Annotated in this window: 17 protein-coding genes; 4 read left to right on the forward strand and 13 right to left on the reverse strand. The window is 59.9% G+C overall.

Going from position 1 to position 16,396, the window contains the following annotated elements:
• Window positions 1-48: 48 nt before the first annotated feature.
• From ACP7BO_RS19325 to coxB, 9 genes are all read right to left on the reverse strand, one after another.
• On the reverse strand, window positions 49-684 hold the full coding sequence (locus ACP7BO_RS19325; RefSeq protein WP_060696454.1) for an SCO family protein: 636 nt from the start codon (window positions 682-684) through the stop codon (window positions 49-51).
• On the reverse strand, window positions 681-1,580 hold the full coding sequence (gene cyoE / locus ACP7BO_RS19330) for a heme o synthase (RefSeq protein WP_397455390.1): 900 nt from the start codon (window positions 1,578-1,580) through the stop codon (window positions 681-683). Before cyoE ends, ACP7BO_RS19325 begins: the two co-directional genes overlap by 4 nt.
• A complete protein-coding gene (locus tag ACP7BO_RS19335; protein ID WP_426212163.1) occupies window positions 1,568-2,647 on the reverse strand; it encodes a COX15/CtaA family protein in 1,080 nt (359 codons plus the stop codon). Before ACP7BO_RS19335 ends, cyoE begins: the two co-directional genes overlap by 13 nt.
• A gap of 10 nt (window positions 2,648-2,657) precedes the next feature.
• A complete protein-coding gene (locus tag ACP7BO_RS19340) occupies window positions 2,658-3,251 on the reverse strand; it encodes a hypothetical protein (protein ID WP_426212166.1) in 594 nt (197 codons plus the stop codon).
• Complete coding sequence (locus ACP7BO_RS19345; protein ID WP_426212168.1) at window positions 3,226-3,963, reverse strand: SURF1 family protein; 738 nt, start codon at window positions 3,961-3,963, stop codon at window positions 3,226-3,228. The genes ACP7BO_RS19340 and ACP7BO_RS19345 overlap by 26 nt, the downstream gene beginning before the upstream one ends.
• Before the next feature lie 10 nt (window positions 3,964-3,973).
• Window positions 3,974-4,861, reverse strand: coding sequence for a cytochrome c oxidase subunit 3 (locus ACP7BO_RS19350; RefSeq protein ID WP_060696449.1), 888 nt, complete (start codon window positions 4,859-4,861; stop codon window positions 3,974-3,976).
• 12 nt (window positions 4,862-4,873) lie between these two features.
• Entirely contained in the window at window positions 4,874-5,446 is a 573-nt protein-coding gene (locus ACP7BO_RS19355) for a cytochrome c oxidase assembly protein (RefSeq protein ID WP_060696448.1), read from the reverse strand.
• Between the two features lie 102 nt (window positions 5,447-5,548).
• Window positions 5,549-7,138, reverse strand: a complete 1,590-nt coding sequence (gene ctaD, locus ACP7BO_RS19360; protein WP_060696447.1) for a cytochrome c oxidase subunit I — start codon at window positions 7,136-7,138, stop codon at window positions 5,549-5,551.
• 82 nt (window positions 7,139-7,220) lie between these two features.
• Window positions 7,221-8,348, reverse strand: coding sequence for a cytochrome c oxidase subunit II (gene coxB / locus ACP7BO_RS19365; RefSeq protein ID WP_426212172.1), 1,128 nt, complete (start codon window positions 8,346-8,348; stop codon window positions 7,221-7,223).
• A 329-nt stretch (window positions 8,349-8,677) separates the two neighbouring features.
• Here coxB and ACP7BO_RS19370 point away from each other — a divergent pair, with 329 nt between their 5' ends.
• Complete coding sequence (locus tag ACP7BO_RS19370; protein WP_426212175.1) at window positions 8,678-9,313, forward strand: hypothetical protein; 636 nt, start codon at window positions 8,678-8,680, stop codon at window positions 9,311-9,313.
• A gap of 93 nt (window positions 9,314-9,406) precedes the next feature.
• On the opposite strand, the gene ACP7BO_RS19375 is transcribed toward ACP7BO_RS19370, so the two are convergent.
• The 3 genes from ACP7BO_RS19375 to ACP7BO_RS19385 form a co-directional block, all read right to left on the reverse strand.
• Window positions 9,407-10,120 carry a carbonic anhydrase gene (locus ACP7BO_RS19375; protein ID WP_060696444.1) on the reverse strand — a complete coding sequence of 238 codons (714 nt, stop codon included), beginning with the start codon at window positions 10,118-10,120 and terminating at the stop codon, window positions 9,407-9,409.
• 101 nt (window positions 10,121-10,221) lie between these two features.
• Window positions 10,222-10,713 carry a DUF523 domain-containing protein gene (locus ACP7BO_RS19380; protein ID WP_426212177.1) on the reverse strand — a complete coding sequence of 164 codons (492 nt, stop codon included), beginning with the start codon at window positions 10,711-10,713 and terminating at the stop codon, window positions 10,222-10,224.
• Window positions 10,710-11,345: a 2OG-Fe(II) oxygenase gene (locus ACP7BO_RS19385; protein WP_397455382.1), complete on the reverse strand. Its 636-nt coding sequence runs from the start codon at window positions 11,343-11,345 to the stop codon at window positions 10,710-10,712. Before ACP7BO_RS19385 ends, ACP7BO_RS19380 begins: the two co-directional genes overlap by 4 nt.
• 152 nt (window positions 11,346-11,497) lie before the next feature.
• Between ACP7BO_RS19385 and ACP7BO_RS19390 the strand changes: the two genes are divergently transcribed.
• A complete protein-coding gene (locus tag ACP7BO_RS19390) occupies window positions 11,498-12,250 on the forward strand; it encodes a DUF2059 domain-containing protein (RefSeq protein ID WP_060696441.1) in 753 nt (250 codons plus the stop codon).
• A gap of 72 nt (window positions 12,251-12,322) precedes the next feature.
• On the opposite strand, the gene ACP7BO_RS19395 is transcribed toward ACP7BO_RS19390, so the two are convergent.
• Entirely contained in the window at window positions 12,323-13,264 is a 942-nt protein-coding gene (locus ACP7BO_RS19395; RefSeq protein ID WP_426212180.1) for an alpha/beta hydrolase, read from the reverse strand.
• A gap of 108 nt (window positions 13,265-13,372) precedes the next feature.
• Between ACP7BO_RS19395 and ACP7BO_RS19400 the strand changes: the two genes are divergently transcribed.
• Window positions 13,373-13,957, forward strand: a complete 585-nt coding sequence (locus ACP7BO_RS19400; RefSeq protein WP_426212182.1) for a DUF6436 domain-containing protein — start codon at window positions 13,373-13,375, stop codon at window positions 13,955-13,957.
• 36 nt (window positions 13,958-13,993) lie between these two features.
• On the forward strand, window positions 13,994-16,378 hold the full coding sequence (locus ACP7BO_RS19405; protein WP_426212184.1) for a penicillin acylase family protein: 2,385 nt from the start codon (window positions 13,994-13,996) through the stop codon (window positions 16,376-16,378).
• Window positions 16,379-16,396 lie beyond the last annotated feature (18 nt).

The following is a 16,396-nucleotide window of genomic DNA, read 5'->3' on the forward strand; positions in this document are numbered from 1 at the left end:
CTTTCTGCAGGAGCCAGCTGGCTCCTGCAGATTCCCCCCTCGCGTCCTTTATTTACGCTCTACCAACCCCGGCAATTGGGCAACCATTTTGGCGGTGTTGAACGGTGCGCGAATGAAACCGCGCTGGGTGCCGTCCGGACCGATCAGCGCCAGATTGCCGCTGTGGTCAACGGTGTAGTTGGGCTTGCTGGTGTCAGCCGGAATGAACGGGATGCTCACCGCGTTCGCCAGTGTTTGCAGGTCTTCAATGGAAGCAGGCGTCAGCCCTACAAACTGCGGGTCGAAGTAGCCCAGGTATTGTTTGAGCTGCTGCGGCGTGTCGCGGTTCGGGTCGACACTGACCAGCACGATCTGCAGTTTGTCCTGCACGGCCTTGGGCAGTTCACTTTTGATCTGACGCAGCTGGGCGAGGGTGGTCGGGCAGATGTCCGGGCAGAAGGTGTAGCCGAAAAACAGCATGCTCCACTTGTCTTTCAGCTCATTCATGAGCACCGGCTGACCGTCCTGGTTGGTCATCTTCACATCAGGCAAATGACGGCTTTGCGGCAGCAGGATGATCCCGGCATCGATCAGGGACGTGTTATCGCCCTGGCTTTTCCCCGACATCATTTTGTTAAACGTCAGGCCCATGACCAATGCCACCAGCGCGACGAGGATATAAACGGTTTTTTGAGTTTTAGTCATAGGTTCAACACTAAGTAATGATCGACAAGCAGCGCGATAAATAGCAGGAACAAGTAGTAAATAGAGTACTTGAAGGTGTTGATCGCGGCGTGCGGCGCAGCGCCACGGTACAGCACCCATGCCCAATGCAGAAAGCGCGCGCCCAACCCCAGTGCACATGCCAGATAGAGCAGGCCGCTCATGTGAATCACAAAGGGCAGCAAGCTCACTGCCAACAGCGCGAATGTGTATAGCAGGATATGCACCTTGGTGTAGTGCTCGCCGTGGGTCACGGGCAACATCGGAATTTGCGCCTTGGCGTATTCCTCCTTGCGGTGGATCGCCAGTGCCCAAAAGTGCGGCGGGGTCCAGGCAAAGATGATCAATGCCAGTAGCAACGGCTCAGCGGTGACCTGCCCCGTGACCGCCACCCAGCCCAGCAAGGGCGGAGCCGCGCCGGCCAGCCCACCAATTACAATATTTTGCGGCGTGGCCCGCTTTAGAAAGCCGGTATAAATAATCGCGTAACCCAACAGCGAAGCCAGCGTCAGCCAGGCTGCCAGCGCATTGGTAAACACCAGCAGCAGCGCCAGCCCCGACACCGACAACAGCAGTGCGAATGACAACGCCGCCAGCGGTGAGACCCGGCCTTCGGCCAGTGGACGTTTGTGAGTACGGGCCATCACCGCATCGATACGCCGGTCGACCACATGATTGACCGCCGCCGCACCGCCGGCGCACAGGCCAATTCCCAGATTTCCAAATACCAGTACCGTCCAGGGCACGCCCGCACGGGTGGCCAGAAACATGCCCACCAGCGAGGTGAGCAGCATCATCACCACCACCCGGGGCTTGGTCAGTTCCAGATAATCACGCCACAGCGCCTGACGGGGCCGATCGCCAGTCAGGGCCGCCATGGCAGTTCCCCTTTAAGGGTGACAAGACCGGCCGAGGGGCGCCGAGGGCTGAATATCCAGCGGGCGAAGCGGGGGGCTTTAACCCTGACCAAAACCGTTCGGGCGTGGTAGTTGACCAGCACCAGGGTCAGCAACAATGCTGCGCCGCCGGCGTTGTGAGCCACGGCGACGGGCAGTGGCAAGCCCAACAGTACATTGCTCACCCCCAGGCTGATTTGCACCCCCAGCGCCAACAGGAGCAAGCCTGCCAGCCGCGTCATGCCGACCCTGCGCAGTTGCCAGGCAAGCCCCACTAATACCAGGGTCAGCAACACGGCACCGAATCGATGGGTCAGGTGAATTGCAGTGCGTGCGTCACTGTCCAGTTGCCCGCCCAGGTAGTTGGGGCCGATGTGCTGAGTCAAATGAAAGCCATTGGCGAAGTCGGCTTGCGGCCACCATTGACCGTGACACGTGGGAAGGTCGACACAGGCCACCGCTGCGTAGTTGGAACTGACCCAGCCCCCCAGCGCAATTTGCATGATCGCCAGCACCAGCCCGGCCGTAGCCCAACGCTGCAGGCGGCGGGGGACAGCCAGGGCTGGCAGCACGCCAGACAGACGCAAGGTCAGCAAAAACAACAGACTCAGGGTCGCAAACCCGCCCAGTAAATGCCCCGTCACCACCTGTGGCCACAACTTGAGCGTTACCGTCCACATGCCAAAGGCGGCTTGCGCGATCACCACCAACAGAATAAACAGCGGCAGTTTTAATGGCTGATCCGGCAACCGTCGCTGGCTCCAGGCGCGCGCCGCCAGCAGCACAATCAACAGCCCGAGCGTGCCGGCGAAATAGCGGTGCACCATCTCGCTCCAGCCTTTGTCGGCCTGCACCGGGGCATCGGGAAAGTGCAGCTCGGCATGGGCCAGTTGCGTCTCGCTTTGCGGCACGCTGATAAAGCCGTAGCAACCGGGCCAGTCCGGGCAGCCCAGCCCAGCATGGGTCAGGCGGGTATAGGCGCCGAGCAACACCACCACCAGCGCCAGCAAGGTGGCCAACAAGGCGAGACGAAATCCAGCTTTGGCCATGACATAGCCCCTATCCGATATTGGACAGCTTCAGCAAATGGCGCAGGTCGTCGAGCACGTCCTTGCCGTTGACCTGCGGGTCGTAGCTCAACACCAGATTGCCGTGCGGGTCGATAATCCACAGCTGCGCCGCGCCATTGCCCTCAGCGCCCTGTGTATAAGTCGGCAGGTCCAGTGTGTAGCGTTGTAATTGCGGGTATTCGCTTTGCAATTTGGCGGCGTACTGCGCGTCTACCGGCTGTGCCACGGCCAACCCATGGGTCGCCCTTGACGCATCGCGGCCCAGCCCGACCTGAAGCTGACGCGCCAGATACACCAACTGCTGGCAATCTGCTGCACAGCCCTGTGGCGCCGTGACCAGCAGTTGCCAGCGCGACTCATCGGACACCACGCCAAGGGCCGCGCGGCTCTGCCCGTTACCCAGCAGTTCACCGTGGTAGCTGCGACTGTCAGGTACCCAGAATTTGAGTTTGTACATGCCCGTTGCCAGCACCATCGGGCCGACGGTGAGCAACAGAATCAGAATCAGCTGAAAGCGCCCGCGGCGCCGGGTAGCAGGGGGTGGAGTGCGAGCTGTATCAGGCGGATTGATGGCCGTTCCCATGGCGTTTCTCCCGAGCGTTGTGCCAACCGAGGTACAGATAAAGACCGAGCAGGGCCAGCGCCATGGCGAACCACTGCACGGCATAGGCGGTGTGTTTTTCCGGGCCCATGCCCGTGGAAATCAGCGGCCAGTCAGCCTTATAGGCAGCCGGGCCGGGGGCGATACGAACCTCGTCGGCAAAGCCCTCGCGGCCTAGTTCCGCCCAAAGCCTGGCGGGGGCAACCGTCGTCACGAGACGCGGCCAGGGTGCGTTCTGCGGGTCGGCCTGCAATTGAAAGGTGGCGCCGGGGGACTCATAAACCCAGGCCTGGATATCCAGCGTCTGTTCGGGGGTGTCGAAGACCGGTGGCGTGCGCCGGCTGGGCCACGGCAGCCAGCCGCGATTGAGCAGTAACCACTGACCGCTGGCTTGATCCTGAAAAGGTTGCAGCAGCTCGACACCGACCTGGCCGTCCCGCACGCGGTTGTCCAGCAGCAGGCTGTGCTGCCCGTCTAAATGTCCGCGCAATTGCACGCGGCGAAAGGCCGGTTGATCCACATTCAACAGTTGCCCCGCGGTCAGCGGCGCGGCGACCTGACGTTCGGCGTAGCTGTCGAGCAGTACACGTTTCTGCTCGCCACGACTGAGCTGCCAAAAGCCCAAAAACACCAGCAGCGGCAGTAATGCCAGCACCACCAGCGTCGGCGCGATACCGGGTCGAAAGCGGGTCATGGTTGCCGGCTCACAGCACGTAAACGAACAGGAATAAACCGAGCCACACCACATCCACAAAGTGCCAGTACCAGGTCGCTGCCTGAAAGCCAAACTGGTGCTCGGCATTGAAATGCCCGCGTATCACCCGGATCAGCATCACCAGCAATATCAGGGCGCCGATGGTCACGTGGGCACCGTGAAAGCCGGTGAGCATAAAGAACGTCGCGCCATACACCCCGGAGCCCAGGGTCAGGCCCAGCTCTTTATACGCGTGGATGTACTCCTCGGCCTGAAAGCCCAAAAACCCGACCCCGAGCAAGACCGTAAGGCCCAGCCAGAACTTGAGTGCCCCACGATGGCCTTTACTCAGCGCGTGGTGAGCGATGGTAAGAGTGATGCTGGAGCTGACCAGCAACACCGTGTTGAGCAGTGGCAAGCCCCACGGGCTGATGGTGCCTTTGGGGGGCGGATAAAGTGCAGGGTCGGGGGTGTGCAGCAGCGGCCAGGCGAATTGAAAATCGGGCCACAGCATGTGCGCCACCGCTTTGCTGCCCTCACCACCCAGCCATGGGCCGGAAAAATGGCGCACATAAAACAGCGCACCAAAAAACGCGATGAAGAACATCACCTCGGAAAAAATAAACCAGGTCATGCCCCAGCGAAACGAGCGGTCCAGTTGCGCGCTATAGAGCCCGGCGCGGCTCTCCTTGATCACTGCGCCGAACCAGCCAAACAGCATGTACGCCACGATCAGGCCGCCGATAAAGAAAATCAGCGGGCCATGGGACTCGGGCCGCGCAGCCTTGAGGTCGTTGAACCAGGTACCCAGGCCGTACACCGTGACCAGCAGGCCCACCGTGGCAATGATCGGCCACTTGCTTTGAGGCGGGACGTAGTAGCGATCGTGAGTTGCCATGGAGCGTTCTCCTTATCGGGCAAGCCGGTTGTCGTCCTTGCCGGCGTTGGCGGCGACAGGCGGATGGCGAGCGGTGATATCGAACAGCGTGTAGGCCAGCGTCAGGTGTTTCACATCCTTGGGCATGTCACGGTCGACGATAAAACGCATCGGCATCTCCAGACGCTGGCCCGGTTGCAACACCTGTTGGGTAAAGCAAAAACATTCGGTCTTGTGGAAATACTGGGCGGCCTCGGCCGGTGAAATACTCGGCACAGCCTGCGCCGTCATCGGGTGATCGGAGGGGTTCGAGACCACAAACACCATTTCGTTGACCGCTCCGGGGTTGACCACCAGTTGATCGCCCTTGGGATAGAACTCCCACACCATGTCGATGGCATTGGTCGACAAAAACTGCACCCGCACCTGGCGACTCGGGTCGACCACTTGCTCGCCCTCGTACTGCCCGGCAGTCTTGCCGTTGATACCGAAGGCTTTGCACATCACGTCGTAAATCGGCACCAGGGCAAAACCAAAGGCAAACATCACCACCACCATCAGCAACAGGCGCAGGACCAGGCGTTTGACCGCCGTTGAGTTAGCCATAGTCGGCGTCCTTCAGGAGCGAGCTGGCTCGCGATGACATCCGCGAATGGGCCGCCTGCATTGCTGGCGCGCTCAAGCGTGCGAGGCCCCTGGATGCGATAGTCACTTGATTTCCGGCGGCGTGGTGAAGGTGTGATACGGCGCGGGCGAGGGCACGCTCCACTCCAGACCTTCGGCGCCGTCCCACGGCTTGGCGGGCGCTTTGGGGCCGCCGCGAATGCATTTGATGACAATAAACAGGAACAACAGCTGCGTAGTGCCGAACAGGAACCCGCCAATCGAGGACACCATGTTGAAATCGGCAAACTGCAGGTTGTAGTCCGGCACCCGACGCGGCATGCCGGCCAGGCCGACAAAATGCATCGGAAAGAACGTCAGGTTCATGCCCACAAACGATAGCCAGAAGTGCAGTTTTCCGAGGGTCTCGTCGTACATGTGGCCGGTCCATTTCGGCAACCAGTAATAGGTCGAGGCGAAGATTCCGAAAATCGCCCCCGGCACCAGAACGTAGTGGAAATGCGCCACCACGAAGTAGGTGTCGTGGTACTGGAAGTCCGCCGGCGCGATGGCCAGCATCAGCCCGGAGAACCCGCCGATGGTGAACAGAATCACAAAGGCCACGGCAAACAGCATTGGCGTCTCGAAGGTCAATGACCCTTGCCACATGGTGCTGACCCAGTTGAACACCTTGACGCCGGTCGGCACTGCGATCAGCAGCGTGGCGTACATAAAGAACAGTTCACCGACCAGGGGGATCCCGACCACAAACATGTGGTGGGCCCAGACGATGAATGACAGGAAGGCGATGCTGGCCGTGGCGTAGACCATCGAGGTGTAGCCGAACAACGGTTTGCGCGAGAAGGTCGGAATGATCGCGCTGATGGCGCCGAAGGCCGGCAGAATCATGATGTAGACCTCGGGGTGACCGAAGAACCAGAACACATGCTGGAACAACACCGGATCACCGCCCCCCGCGGCACTGAAGAAGCTGGTGCCGAAGTGGATGTCCATCAACATCATGGTGACCACGCCTGCCAGCACGGGCATCACCGCTATCAACAGGAAGGCCGTAATCAGCCAGGTCCAGACGAACAGCGGCATCTTCATCAACGTCATGCCGGGAGCACGTAAGTTGAGGATGGTGGCGATCACGTTGATCGCGCCCATGATCGAACTGATGCCCATCAAGTGGATGGCAAAAATAAAATAAGTCACGCTTTCGGGTGCATAGGTCGTGGACAGCGGCGCGTAGAAGGTCCAGCCAAAATTAGGCCCGCCACCGGCCATGAACAGTGTCGAGATCAGCAGTGCGAAAGCGGCAGGCAGCAGCCAGAAGCTGAAGTTGTTCATCCTCGGCAAGGCCATGTCCGGGGCGCCGATCATCAGCGGGATCATCCAGTTGGCCAGCCCGACAAATGCGGGCATGACTGCACCGAACACCATGATCAGCCCGTGCATGGTGGTCATCTGGTTGAAAAAGGCGGGCGCCACGATCTGTAAACCCGGCTGGAACAGTTCGGCGCGAATCACCATGGCGAACGATCCACCGAGCAAAAACATGCAGAAGCTGAACCACAGGTACAAGGTGCCGATGTCTTTATGGTTGGTGGTCAACACCCAGCGCATCAGGCCTTTGGCCGGGCCGTGGGCATGATCTTGGGCAGGCCCGTGGTCATCAATAACCGCACTCATGTCCTGACTCCTGCAAACGGATGGACCAAAAAACCGGCGGCCCGCGGCCCCCTGCCATTACGTACGCACATCCCCCGGCGGCTCATTTGCCTTGTGCCTGTTTGAGCGCCAGCACATCTTTGGGGGTGACCATGTCGCCCTTGTTGTTGCCCCAGGCGTTACGCTCGTAAGTCACCACCGCGGCTATATCAACTTCCGAGAGCTGCTTGCCGAAGGCCGCCATGGCCGTACCCGGTTTGCCGAAGAACACCCGATGCAGGTGATCGGCGACCGGACCGGTGACAATCGGCGAGCCTTTGAGGGCAGGGAACATCGGCGGCAAGCCCTGGCCCTCAGCCTGGTGACAGGCCACGCAGGTGGTGTGATAAACCTTGTCGCCACGGGCCACCAGTTCGTCCAGGGTCCAGTCTTTGCTGGTCAATTCCTTGAGCTGCGCGGCCTGCGCCTTGCGATCGGCGAGCCAGGCGTCGTAGTCCGCACGGGTTTTGACATCCACCACGATGGGCATAAAACCGTGGTCCTTGCCGCACAGTTCTGCGCACTGGCCGCGATAGATGCCGGGCTTCTCGATACGGGTCCAGGCTTCGTTGATAAACCCCGGAATGGCGTCGCGCTTGACCGCGAAAGCAGGCACCCACCAGGAGTGGATAACGTCAGCCGAGGTCACCAGAAAACGCACTTTGGCGCCGATCGGCAGTACCAGCGGCTCGTCGACTTCAAGCAAGTAATGTTCGCCCTTGGGGGCCTGGTTATGGATTTGCTCGGCGGGGGTGGCCAGGTTGCTGAAGAATTCGACGTCCTGTCCCAGGTATTTGTAATGCCACTTCCACTGGTAGCCAGTGACCTGGATGTCGACATCCGATTCACTGGTGTCATAGATGTTAATCAGGGTTTTGGTTGCGGGGATGGCCATCACGATGAGGATCACCAGAGGCACGACCGTCCAGAGGATTTCGACCGTGGTGCTCTCGTGGAATTTGGCGGCTTGCTGCCCGGTAGAGCGGCGGTGAACGATCATCGACCAAAACATGGCACCAAATACGATGATGCCGATCACCACACAGATCCAGAAAATGGTCATGTGCAGGTCGAAGACAGCGTGGCTGACTTCGGTCGCGCCCGGCGTCATGTTCACGGTCCAAGCGCCTTGCGCCTTGCCGAAAACCGACCACAACAGCAGGCCCATCCATAGATTTGGATGTCGCATCATTGCGGGTTCCCCTTTATTTTTCTTGTTATTGCGCCGGTATCAACCTGCGTTACAAGGGGGCGGTTTTCAAACCCTGTGAACCTGGACCGCCTAGCCTCGTCTGCTCAGGCAGTCGGGCATCATCAAATTCGGTTACAAAATCGAGTATAGACACCGGCACCAACCCCGCAATGTAAGGGGTCAAAACAGTGAAATAAGGCCACATCGACAAATGGCACTCACTGCCCGGTCACAAAATGAATAACAATACTTCCCCTGAAAAAAAGCCCTTTTAGTTTAAAGGTCTACTTTTAAAGCACTTTCCTGTCTTGCTGCCCCCTGGAGTTCCCATGAACACCGCCGCCATCCGCGTGCAGATCTCGCGTGCCCAAGAACATGAGGCCAAAACGGGCCTGCTGGCCCAGCATCTGGCCACGCAACTGCCGCATCTTCATGCCGCCATTGAGCTCCCTGACACAGATAAAAATGCAGTGATGAGCCGCTTTGTCAGCGCCTACATTGAACAGGTGCCCGACTTGCTCGATGCAGCCAATGCAGTCGCCCAAGAGGCCGGCATCGGGTCGCAAATCAAGCCGGTACTTAAAATTGCCGAGCAATACTTTGCCCAGCCACTGCAGCTGCTCGAGGGTCATTCCGGGCTTGAAGGCCTGCTTGATGAAGCGTATCTCGCGCACCGGCTGGTCGAAGAGGTCAACGATCTCTACATCAAACACTTGGGCCAGCCGTTGATCCCGCTGGACATGACGGTAGCCAACCTCATCGCCCACCAACTGATCGGCGAGACCTTTGCCAATCAACTGGACGAAGCCGTGCACCATGCGGTCGATGAGATGCTCAACGATGAAAGCTTTGCCGTGGAATCGGTCAATGCATACCGCCAGCACCTGATCAGCCCGCAGACAGGCGCTGCCTGGAAAACCTGGCCGTGCATGTCCCGGCAACTGGGCGTTGGGCTGAACGTATAGGATTGTTCTGTAGGAGCGAGCTTGTTCGCGAGCGTTTCAGTGCAGTGTCCAAGAAAGCGGACAGCTCGCGAGCAAGCTCGCTCTTGCAAGCGCTTAAAACCTGGCCTTGGGCGTAGCACTCGGAATCGGGCTGGTGCCATCCAGAGGCAGGAAGGCGCCTTTATCGGCGTCGTAGGCCTTGATCTCACTGGTTTCGATGTCGTAGACCCAGCCGTGAATGAACAGATGCCCGTTGGCCATGCGCGACGCCACTGACGGGTGTGTGCGCAAGTGCTGCAACTGGGCAATTACGTTTTCTTCGGTCAGCACGTGCATGCTTTCAGCTTCGTTGGCACAGTTGCAGTTGTCCTGAACCATGGTTTTGGCCACTTCAACATGGTGCAACCAGGCTTTGACCGTAGGCATTTTTTTCAGGCTGGCGGGGTTCAGCACCGCGCGCATCGCGCCACAATCCGAATGTCCGCAAATGATGATGTGCTGCACGCCAAGTGCCAGCACCGCGTACTCGATTGCAGTCGAAACGCCGCCATTCATCTGGCCGTACGGTGGCACCACGTTGCCGACGTTACGCGTAACAAACAAATCACCGGGGGCACTTTGGGTGATCAGTTCAGGCACGATGCGCGAATCGGCACAGGCAATAAACATCGCGCGCGGGTTCTGAGCCGTGGCGAGTTTTTTGAAGAAGGCTTCCTGCTCGGGGAAGATTTCGTGATGGAAGTGCAAAAAACCATCCACGATATGGTGCAGCGCAGAGTCGGCACTTTCAGTCGCGGCCGAGGGCTGTGGTTTAGGCTTGTCAGTCATGATGGATCCCCAGGGCAAAGTGGCAACGGATATTACCTGAACTCATTTACAGCCTCTACAGGCCCCTGACGGCGCGAGCGCGCCGGCTGTCACAGAGATCGTCAGGCCTCAAGCCGTGCCAGCGCCCGTGCCGCGTCATCCAGCTGCAACTCGCTGAACACCTGAACGCCTGCACCTGCCAGCAATGCGGCTGTCACGCCCTGGCCCTCAACCTTGACCCCGCTGAAGCTGCCGTCATAGGTCTGCACATTGCCGCAAGACGGGCTATTGGCCTTGAGAATGGCAATCCGGATGCCGTGCCGGTTTACCAGCGCCAGCGCCTGTTGTGCCCCGTCCATAAACGCCGCGGTCACGTCTTCACCTTCGCTGGTCATCACCGGTGCTTTGCCGTTAAGCACATCGAGCCCTTGCCCACCGGGAATTTCTGCCGGTGCACGCGGCGTAGGTAAGCCACCCGCAACTTCCGGGCACAAGGCAATGATCCGCCCTTCATCCTGCCACCGTGCCAATTGCCCATACGGACCACTGGCGCCGCCGTCGTAGCGCACGCGATGGCCCAACAGACAACGACTGACCAACACCTTTTGACTCATACAAACACCTCAGTAGCGCGACGGCGAAACCAGCCGGTCAACGACAGCCGGTCACGGGTCGCGGGCATCACTTCATGGGGGATCTCGCCCGAGAGAAATACCACCAGGCAACCACCGACCGGCAGTACGTCATAGTCGACGTTATCGTCCAGGTACATACGCAAATGCCCGCCATGTTCCGGCAGCCAGGCCTGGTTGAGGTAAACCACGGCCGAGACCATGCGCCGGTCATCATCGCGAAAGCGGTCCAGATGCTTGAGGTAGAAGGCTCCGGGCGGGTAGAGGGCAAAGTGACTTTCAAAGTCCTCAAGGCCCAAAAAAAGCCTGCGATTCATGGCGATTCGCAGGCTTTCCATTAACCCCAGATAGTTGTCGCAGGCTAGAACCTCTCCCGGCTCCAGCCATTGAATATGGTCGCCGCGTATCCCCTCGCGGACCTCCTGGGTAATACCGCGCCCGACCGCCGCCGGGGTCAGTTCACCTTCAGCCGAACGTTTATGGCACTCAGCCGCCAGTTCGAGGGTCAAAGCCTCGGGCAGAAAGATATTTTGCTGTGACCACCCCTGCGCGTACAGGTCGTCGACGATGCGAAGCAACAGCGGGTGATCAGATGGTATTTGCATGCCGCGCATAATATCGACACGTCTGAAAATCCGACAGCTCCGTCTAGCTGGCGGAGTAGAAATATTTAACCGGAGCATTTAAAGCCCCCTGGAGCGAGACGAATTCTCGACAAGTCCTACGCCACACCCGGACAATAGCGCCCTGCAGACAGGAGTCCCTCATGCGCCGCTTGTTTTTACTGTTGATGATGTTTTGCACGTTACCCGCATGGGCAGATAACCTCGATGATCTGTTCACGACTGCCGGGTGGCCAGAACAGCGCGCGCATTTTGTTGATGCCCTTACTGCCGCCCAGGAACGCTATCGCAACAACCTGCCGCCTGCTGTCTATCAAGCCCTGGTCAATAACAGCAACCAGCGCTTTGCCCCCGACGCGATGGACCGGCGTGCCAAAGAGAAAATGCGCAACACCCTGCCTGACCCTGTGCCTGCACTGACATTTTTCCAGTCGCCGCTGGGCCGACGGATTGTGGCTGCAGAACTGCTGGCCACCCGCCGCGATCAGTTGGCAAAGCACGCACAAGGCTTGCCCCGGATCGAAGCCAGCGCCACCCGCCAGCTATTGATCAACCACTTGTCACGGGCACTGCCGGCCCGTGAAGCGGGCGCAGAAGTCACTCTGGCGATCGCCGGGGTTGCCGCTGACAGCTTGAGTTCGATGATTCCGGGGTTGCTCGGCGGTGGACAGGCCCAAGGCATGCTGGATGGCCAGCGCCAGCGCTTGATGGAGCAAATTGCGGGTGAGCTGGATAACACGTTGCTCTACGTGTATCGCGACCTGTCTGACCCGGAACTGGAAGAGTTCGTCACCTTCGCCGAATCGCCTGACGGCAAAGCCTATTACTTGGCGGCACTGGCGGCGATCCGCGCCGGGCTGGCAGTAGGCCAAAGCACCTCCAGCCTGGCGCAATAACCAGCGCCCCGCAGGAGCGGGCTTGCTCGCGAGCTCTTAAATACGGTGTACCGGATAGAAAACTGCTCGCTCCTACAGATGTTTATTCAGAAACGCGAAATAGCGCTCGCGAATCTCGGCCGTTTCATTCGCCAGATGGTGCCGGGCCTCTGGCAGCAACAACACCTGTGGCTGATCGAATTTAGTCTTCAGTACCTCAAGGTTATATTGCCAATCCACTGTCTTGTCGGCTTCGCCCTGAATCACCAGAGGCCGGCGCGAGCAGGGTGTTGCACGCTCAATACGCGGGATCCAGCGCGCCAGCGCACCCACCCATGCTGTTGGCAGACGCACCGGCTGCAGCGGATCGGCCTGCAGGAACGGTAAAAATTGCGGATCGTTGGAGTTCTCGCTGAAACGCCGGGCGATGCCTTTGACGAACCCCCTGAGCAGGTAATAGCTGAACTTCGACCAACGCCAGTCCTTGGGCCTGATCAATGGCGCAAGCAGAATCACCCGCCCTTGTGCCGGGCTTTGATCGCCCTGACGCAGCGCATGATCAAGCACAATCGCGCCTCCGGTACTTTGCCCGCACAGGTGCCAGGGTTGCGGCAGTGCCAAGGATTGGGCCTCGATAAACAGCCCTTGCAGCACTGCCTGGTACTGCGCGAAATCGTCAATGCTGGCCCGCGCGCCACTCGAAAGCCCGTGCCCGGGCAAGTCGCAGGCAATGACCACGAATCCTCGATTCAACCCCCACTCAATGACGTGCCGATACAAGCCCATGTGATCGTAAAAACCATGGATGACGAAGAGCGTCGCCACCGGGGTGGACTCTGGCCACCAGACCTGGCTGACCAGCTCGTAGCCGCCGGCACTGAAGCGCCCCAATTGTCGGCGCACCGGCTCCTTCCGCTGCGGGAAATCCAGCCCGTAGAACTGTTGGTACGCCAGCCCCTCCCGCGACAATGGCTGGCCGTCGTGCAGAGGCTGCAAGCTGGCGCGCAAGGAATCGGGAGCAAACGGGGCAGGCATAAGAGGTTCCAGACAGGGCGCATGTGCGCAAAACAGGCTTTATAGACCGGAATATTCATCTGTCAGTTCAAGCATGGCAAGCTACGCGGCCTTCGAGGACCTATTTGCATGCCTGTGCCCACTTTAAAAACCCTGCTTGCCTGCCTGCTGACGCTGATATGTGCCGTGGGTTTATGGCTGGCCTACGACTGGTTTCAGGGTCGCTACATTCGCGCCTTCAGCGACCGCACCGCACTGTTCGCCGGGGACGTGCTGAGCCTGCCGGCCGAGCTTTCAGGCCCGGGGCCGATTCGCGTGGTGCATTTTTGGGACCCGGCCTGCCCGTGCAATGTCGGCAACCAGCAGCACCTGCGCGAACTGCTGGCGCATTATGTACCGCTGGGCGTTGCGTTCTACTCCGTGCAAAAGCCCGGCACCCACGGCCAGTTGCCCGCCACCCTTGGCGCGATAAAGCCATTGCCCAACCTGCCCGGCGCCGAGCACCTGAGCGCCAGCCCGGCTGTAGCCATCTGGGACCGCAGCGGCCAGCTGGCCTACTTTGGCCCCTACAGTGAAGGCGCCACCTGTAATGCCAGCAACAGTTTTATCGAGCCCATCCTGCAGGCATTGAGCGAAGGCCGCCCGGTAAAAGCCACCCACACCATGGCCGTTGGCTGCTATTGCCCATGGCAGGATGATGGCGCATCACGCTAAGCGCTTCGGTGCAGAAAAATTACAAGGAGTTGCACCATGAAACGCAGCCTGACCGTAACCGCCCTCGTTATTGCCGCCATCGCGGGCGGGGGTATCTGGTATGTGCAAAGCAAGTTGCCCATGCGCCAGGGGCAGGTCGGGCTGAATGCACTGCAAGGCCCGGTCACGGTGCGTTATGACGAGCGCGGGGTGCCGCATATCCGCGCAGGCAACCAGACCGACATGTACCGCGCCCTCGGCTATGTGCAGGCGCAAGACCGTCTGTTTCAGATGGAAATAATGCGCCGTCTGGCCCGAGGGGAACTGGCCGAGGTACTCGGACCCAAGCTGGTCGATACCGACAAGCTGTTTCGCAGCCTGCGCATTCGCGAACGTGCCGCCAGCTATGTCGCCGAACTGGATCATCAGTCACCTTCCTGGCTGGCGCTGCAAGCCTATCTGGACGGGATCAACCAGTACCAGGCCACCCACGCCAGACCGGTGGAGTTTGACGTGCTGGGCATCACCCCGAGGCCATTCACCGCTGAAGACACGATCAGCGTCGCCGGTTACATGGCCTACAGCTTTGCAGCCGCCTTTCGCACAGAGCCATTGCTGACCTACGTCCGTGACCAGTTGGGCAGCGACTACCTGCAAGTCTTCGATCTCGACTGGCAGCCCCGGGGCGTATTGGCCCCGGCACTCTCGAACAACGACTGGAAAAACCTCGGCTCCCTCGCCCAACTGAGCGATCAGGCCTTGAGTCAGGCCGGCCTGCCACAGTTTGAGGGCAGCAATGCCTGGGTCGTGTCGGGCAAGCGCACCGAAAGTGGCAAGCCGCTGCTGGCAGGCGACCCGCACATTCGCTTCTCGACCCCATCGGTGTGGTACGAGGCGCAACTCTCGGCACCCGATTTTGAGCTCTACGGCTACCACCAGGCGCTGGTACCGTTCGCCTTCCTGGGCAACAACCGCGACTTTGGCTGGAGCCTGACCATGTTCCAGAACGATGATCTGGACCTGATTGCCGAGAAGACCAATCCCGACAACCCGAATCAGGTGTGGTACCACGGTCAGTGGGTCGACATGAGCAGCAGCGAGCAGCAAATAGCGGTCAAAGGCCAGCCACCGGTGACGCTCACACTGCGCCAGTCACCCCATGGCCCGATCATCAACGATGTACTCGGGTCTGCGGCCGGCAGCACGCCGGTCGCGATGTGGTGGGGCTTTCTGGAAACCCGGGATCCGATCCTCGAAGGCTTTTACCAACTCAACCGTGCCGACACGTTGAGCAAGGCCCGCACGGCGGCCACCTACATCCACGCACCGGGCCTGAATCTGGTGTGGGCAAACGCCAAGGGCGACATCGGCTGGTGGGCCGCAGCGCAATTGCCCAAACGCCCGGCCGGGGTCAATCCGGCTTTTATTCTGGATGGCAGTACCCGCCAGGCTGACAAAGACGGTTTCTACCCGTTCAGCGCCAACCCCCAGGAAGAGAACCCGGCGCGGGGCTATATCGTGTCGGCCAACTTCCAGCCGGTGTCGCCTGCCGGCATTGAGATACCCGGTTACTACAACCTGGCGGATCGCGGCCAGCAGCTCAATCGCCAGCTCAGCGACCCCGGCGTGAAATGGAACCTGAAAAACAGCCAGGCGCTGCAACTGGGTACCCGCACCGACTACGCCCAGCGCGTGCTCAAGCCGCTATTACCGGTGTTGCGTGAAGTGGTCAGCGATCCGGCTGAACGCCAGCTGGTAGAACAACTGGCGCAATGGCAGGGCGATTACCCGCTGGATTCAACGGCCGCCACGTTGTTCAGCCAGTTCCTGTTCAGCCTGGCTGACGCCGCGATGCATGATGAATTGGGCGATGCTTTTTTTGATACCTTGCTGACCACCCGGGTGATCGACGAAGCCTTGCCACGCCTCGCTGCAAGCCCGGACTCGCCATGGTGGGACAACCGCAATACGGCGCAAAAAGAGACCCGGGCCGACACGGTCAAAGTCGCCTGGCAAACCAGCATCGCGCAGTTGAAAGCCACCCTGGGTGATGACCCGGCGCAATGGCGCTGGGGCAAGGCGCATACCCTGACCCACGACCACCCGTTGGGACGACAGAAACCGCTGGACTGGCTGTTTAACGTCGGCCCCTTCGAGGCCCCCGGCAGCCATGAAGTGCCAAACAATCTCAGCGCCAAACTCGGCCCCGCCCCCTGGGCAGTGACCTACGGTCCGTCGACCAGACGCCTGATCGACTTTGCCGATCCGTCCCACAGCCTGACCATCAACCCGGTAGGGCAAAGCGGCGTGCCCTTCGACAGACACTACAGCGACCAGGCCCAGTCCTACATCGAAGGCGACTACAGCATCCCGCATCTCGACGAGACGGAAATCCAGCTCAATACCCGCAGCCTCTTGCGCCTGGTGCCCAACCAACCGTAGGAGCGGGCTTGCTCGCGA

Source organism: Pseudomonas sp. TWR2-1-1, assembly GCF_049897045.1.
GTDB classification, from domain to species: Bacteria; Pseudomonadota; Gammaproteobacteria; order Pseudomonadales; family Pseudomonadaceae; genus Aquipseudomonas; species Aquipseudomonas versuta.

Bases quoted from the DNA above. Each gene is read 5' to 3' on its own strand.
- ACP7BO_RS19395 (WP_426212180.1), bottom strand. From the start codon at position 13,264: ATGCCTGCCCCGTTTGCTCCCGATTCCTTGCGCGCCAGCTTGCAGCCT.
- ACP7BO_RS19385 (WP_397455382.1), bottom strand. From the start codon at position 11,345: ATGCGCGGCATGCAAATACCATCTGATCACCCGCTGTTGCTTCGCATC.
- ACP7BO_RS19390 (WP_060696441.1), top strand. From the start codon at position 11,498: ATGCGCCGCTTGTTTTTACTGTTGATGATGTTTTGCACGTTACCCGCA.
- ACP7BO_RS19350 (WP_060696449.1), bottom strand. From the start codon at position 4,861: ATGGCAACTCACGATCGCTACTACGTCCCGCCTCAAAGCAAGTGGCCG.
- ctaD (WP_060696447.1), bottom strand. From the start codon at position 7,138: ATGAGTGCGGTTATTGATGACCACGGGCCTGCCCAAGATCATGCCCAC.
- cyoE (WP_397455390.1), bottom strand. From the start codon at position 1,580: ATGGCGGCCCTGACTGGCGATCGGCCCCGTCAGGCGCTGTGGCGTGAT.
- ACP7BO_RS19340 (WP_426212166.1), bottom strand. From the start codon at position 3,251: ATGGGAACGGCCATCAATCCGCCTGATACAGCTCGCACTCCACCCCCT.
- ACP7BO_RS19370 (WP_426212175.1), top strand. From the start codon at position 8,678: ATGAACACCGCCGCCATCCGCGTGCAGATCTCGCGTGCCCAAGAACAT.
- ACP7BO_RS19400 (WP_426212182.1), top strand. From the start codon at position 13,373: ATGCCTGTGCCCACTTTAAAAACCCTGCTTGCCTGCCTGCTGACGCTG.
- ACP7BO_RS19325 (WP_060696454.1), bottom strand. From the start codon at position 684: ATGACTAAAACTCAAAAAACCGTTTATATCCTCGTCGCGCTGGTGGCA.
- ACP7BO_RS19345 (WP_426212168.1), bottom strand. From the start codon at position 3,963: ATGACCCGCTTTCGACCCGGTATCGCGCCGACGCTGGTGGTGCTGGCA.
- ACP7BO_RS19335 (WP_426212163.1), bottom strand. From the start codon at position 2,647: ATGGCCAAAGCTGGATTTCGTCTCGCCTTGTTGGCCACCTTGCTGGCG.
- ACP7BO_RS19405 (WP_426212184.1), top strand. From the start codon at position 13,994: ATGAAACGCAGCCTGACCGTAACCGCCCTCGTTATTGCCGCCATCGCG.
- ACP7BO_RS19355 (WP_060696448.1), bottom strand. From the start codon at position 5,446: ATGGCTAACTCAACGGCGGTCAAACGCCTGGTCCTGCGCCTGTTGCTG.
- ACP7BO_RS19380 (WP_426212177.1), bottom strand. From the start codon at position 10,713: ATGAGTCAAAAGGTGTTGGTCAGTCGTTGTCTGTTGGGCCATCGCGTG.
- coxB (WP_426212172.1), bottom strand. From the start codon at position 8,348: ATGATGCGACATCCAAATCTATGGATGGGCCTGCTGTTGTGGTCGGTT.
- ACP7BO_RS19375 (WP_060696444.1), bottom strand. From the start codon at position 10,120: ATGACTGACAAGCCTAAACCACAGCCCTCGGCCGCGACTGAAAGTGCC.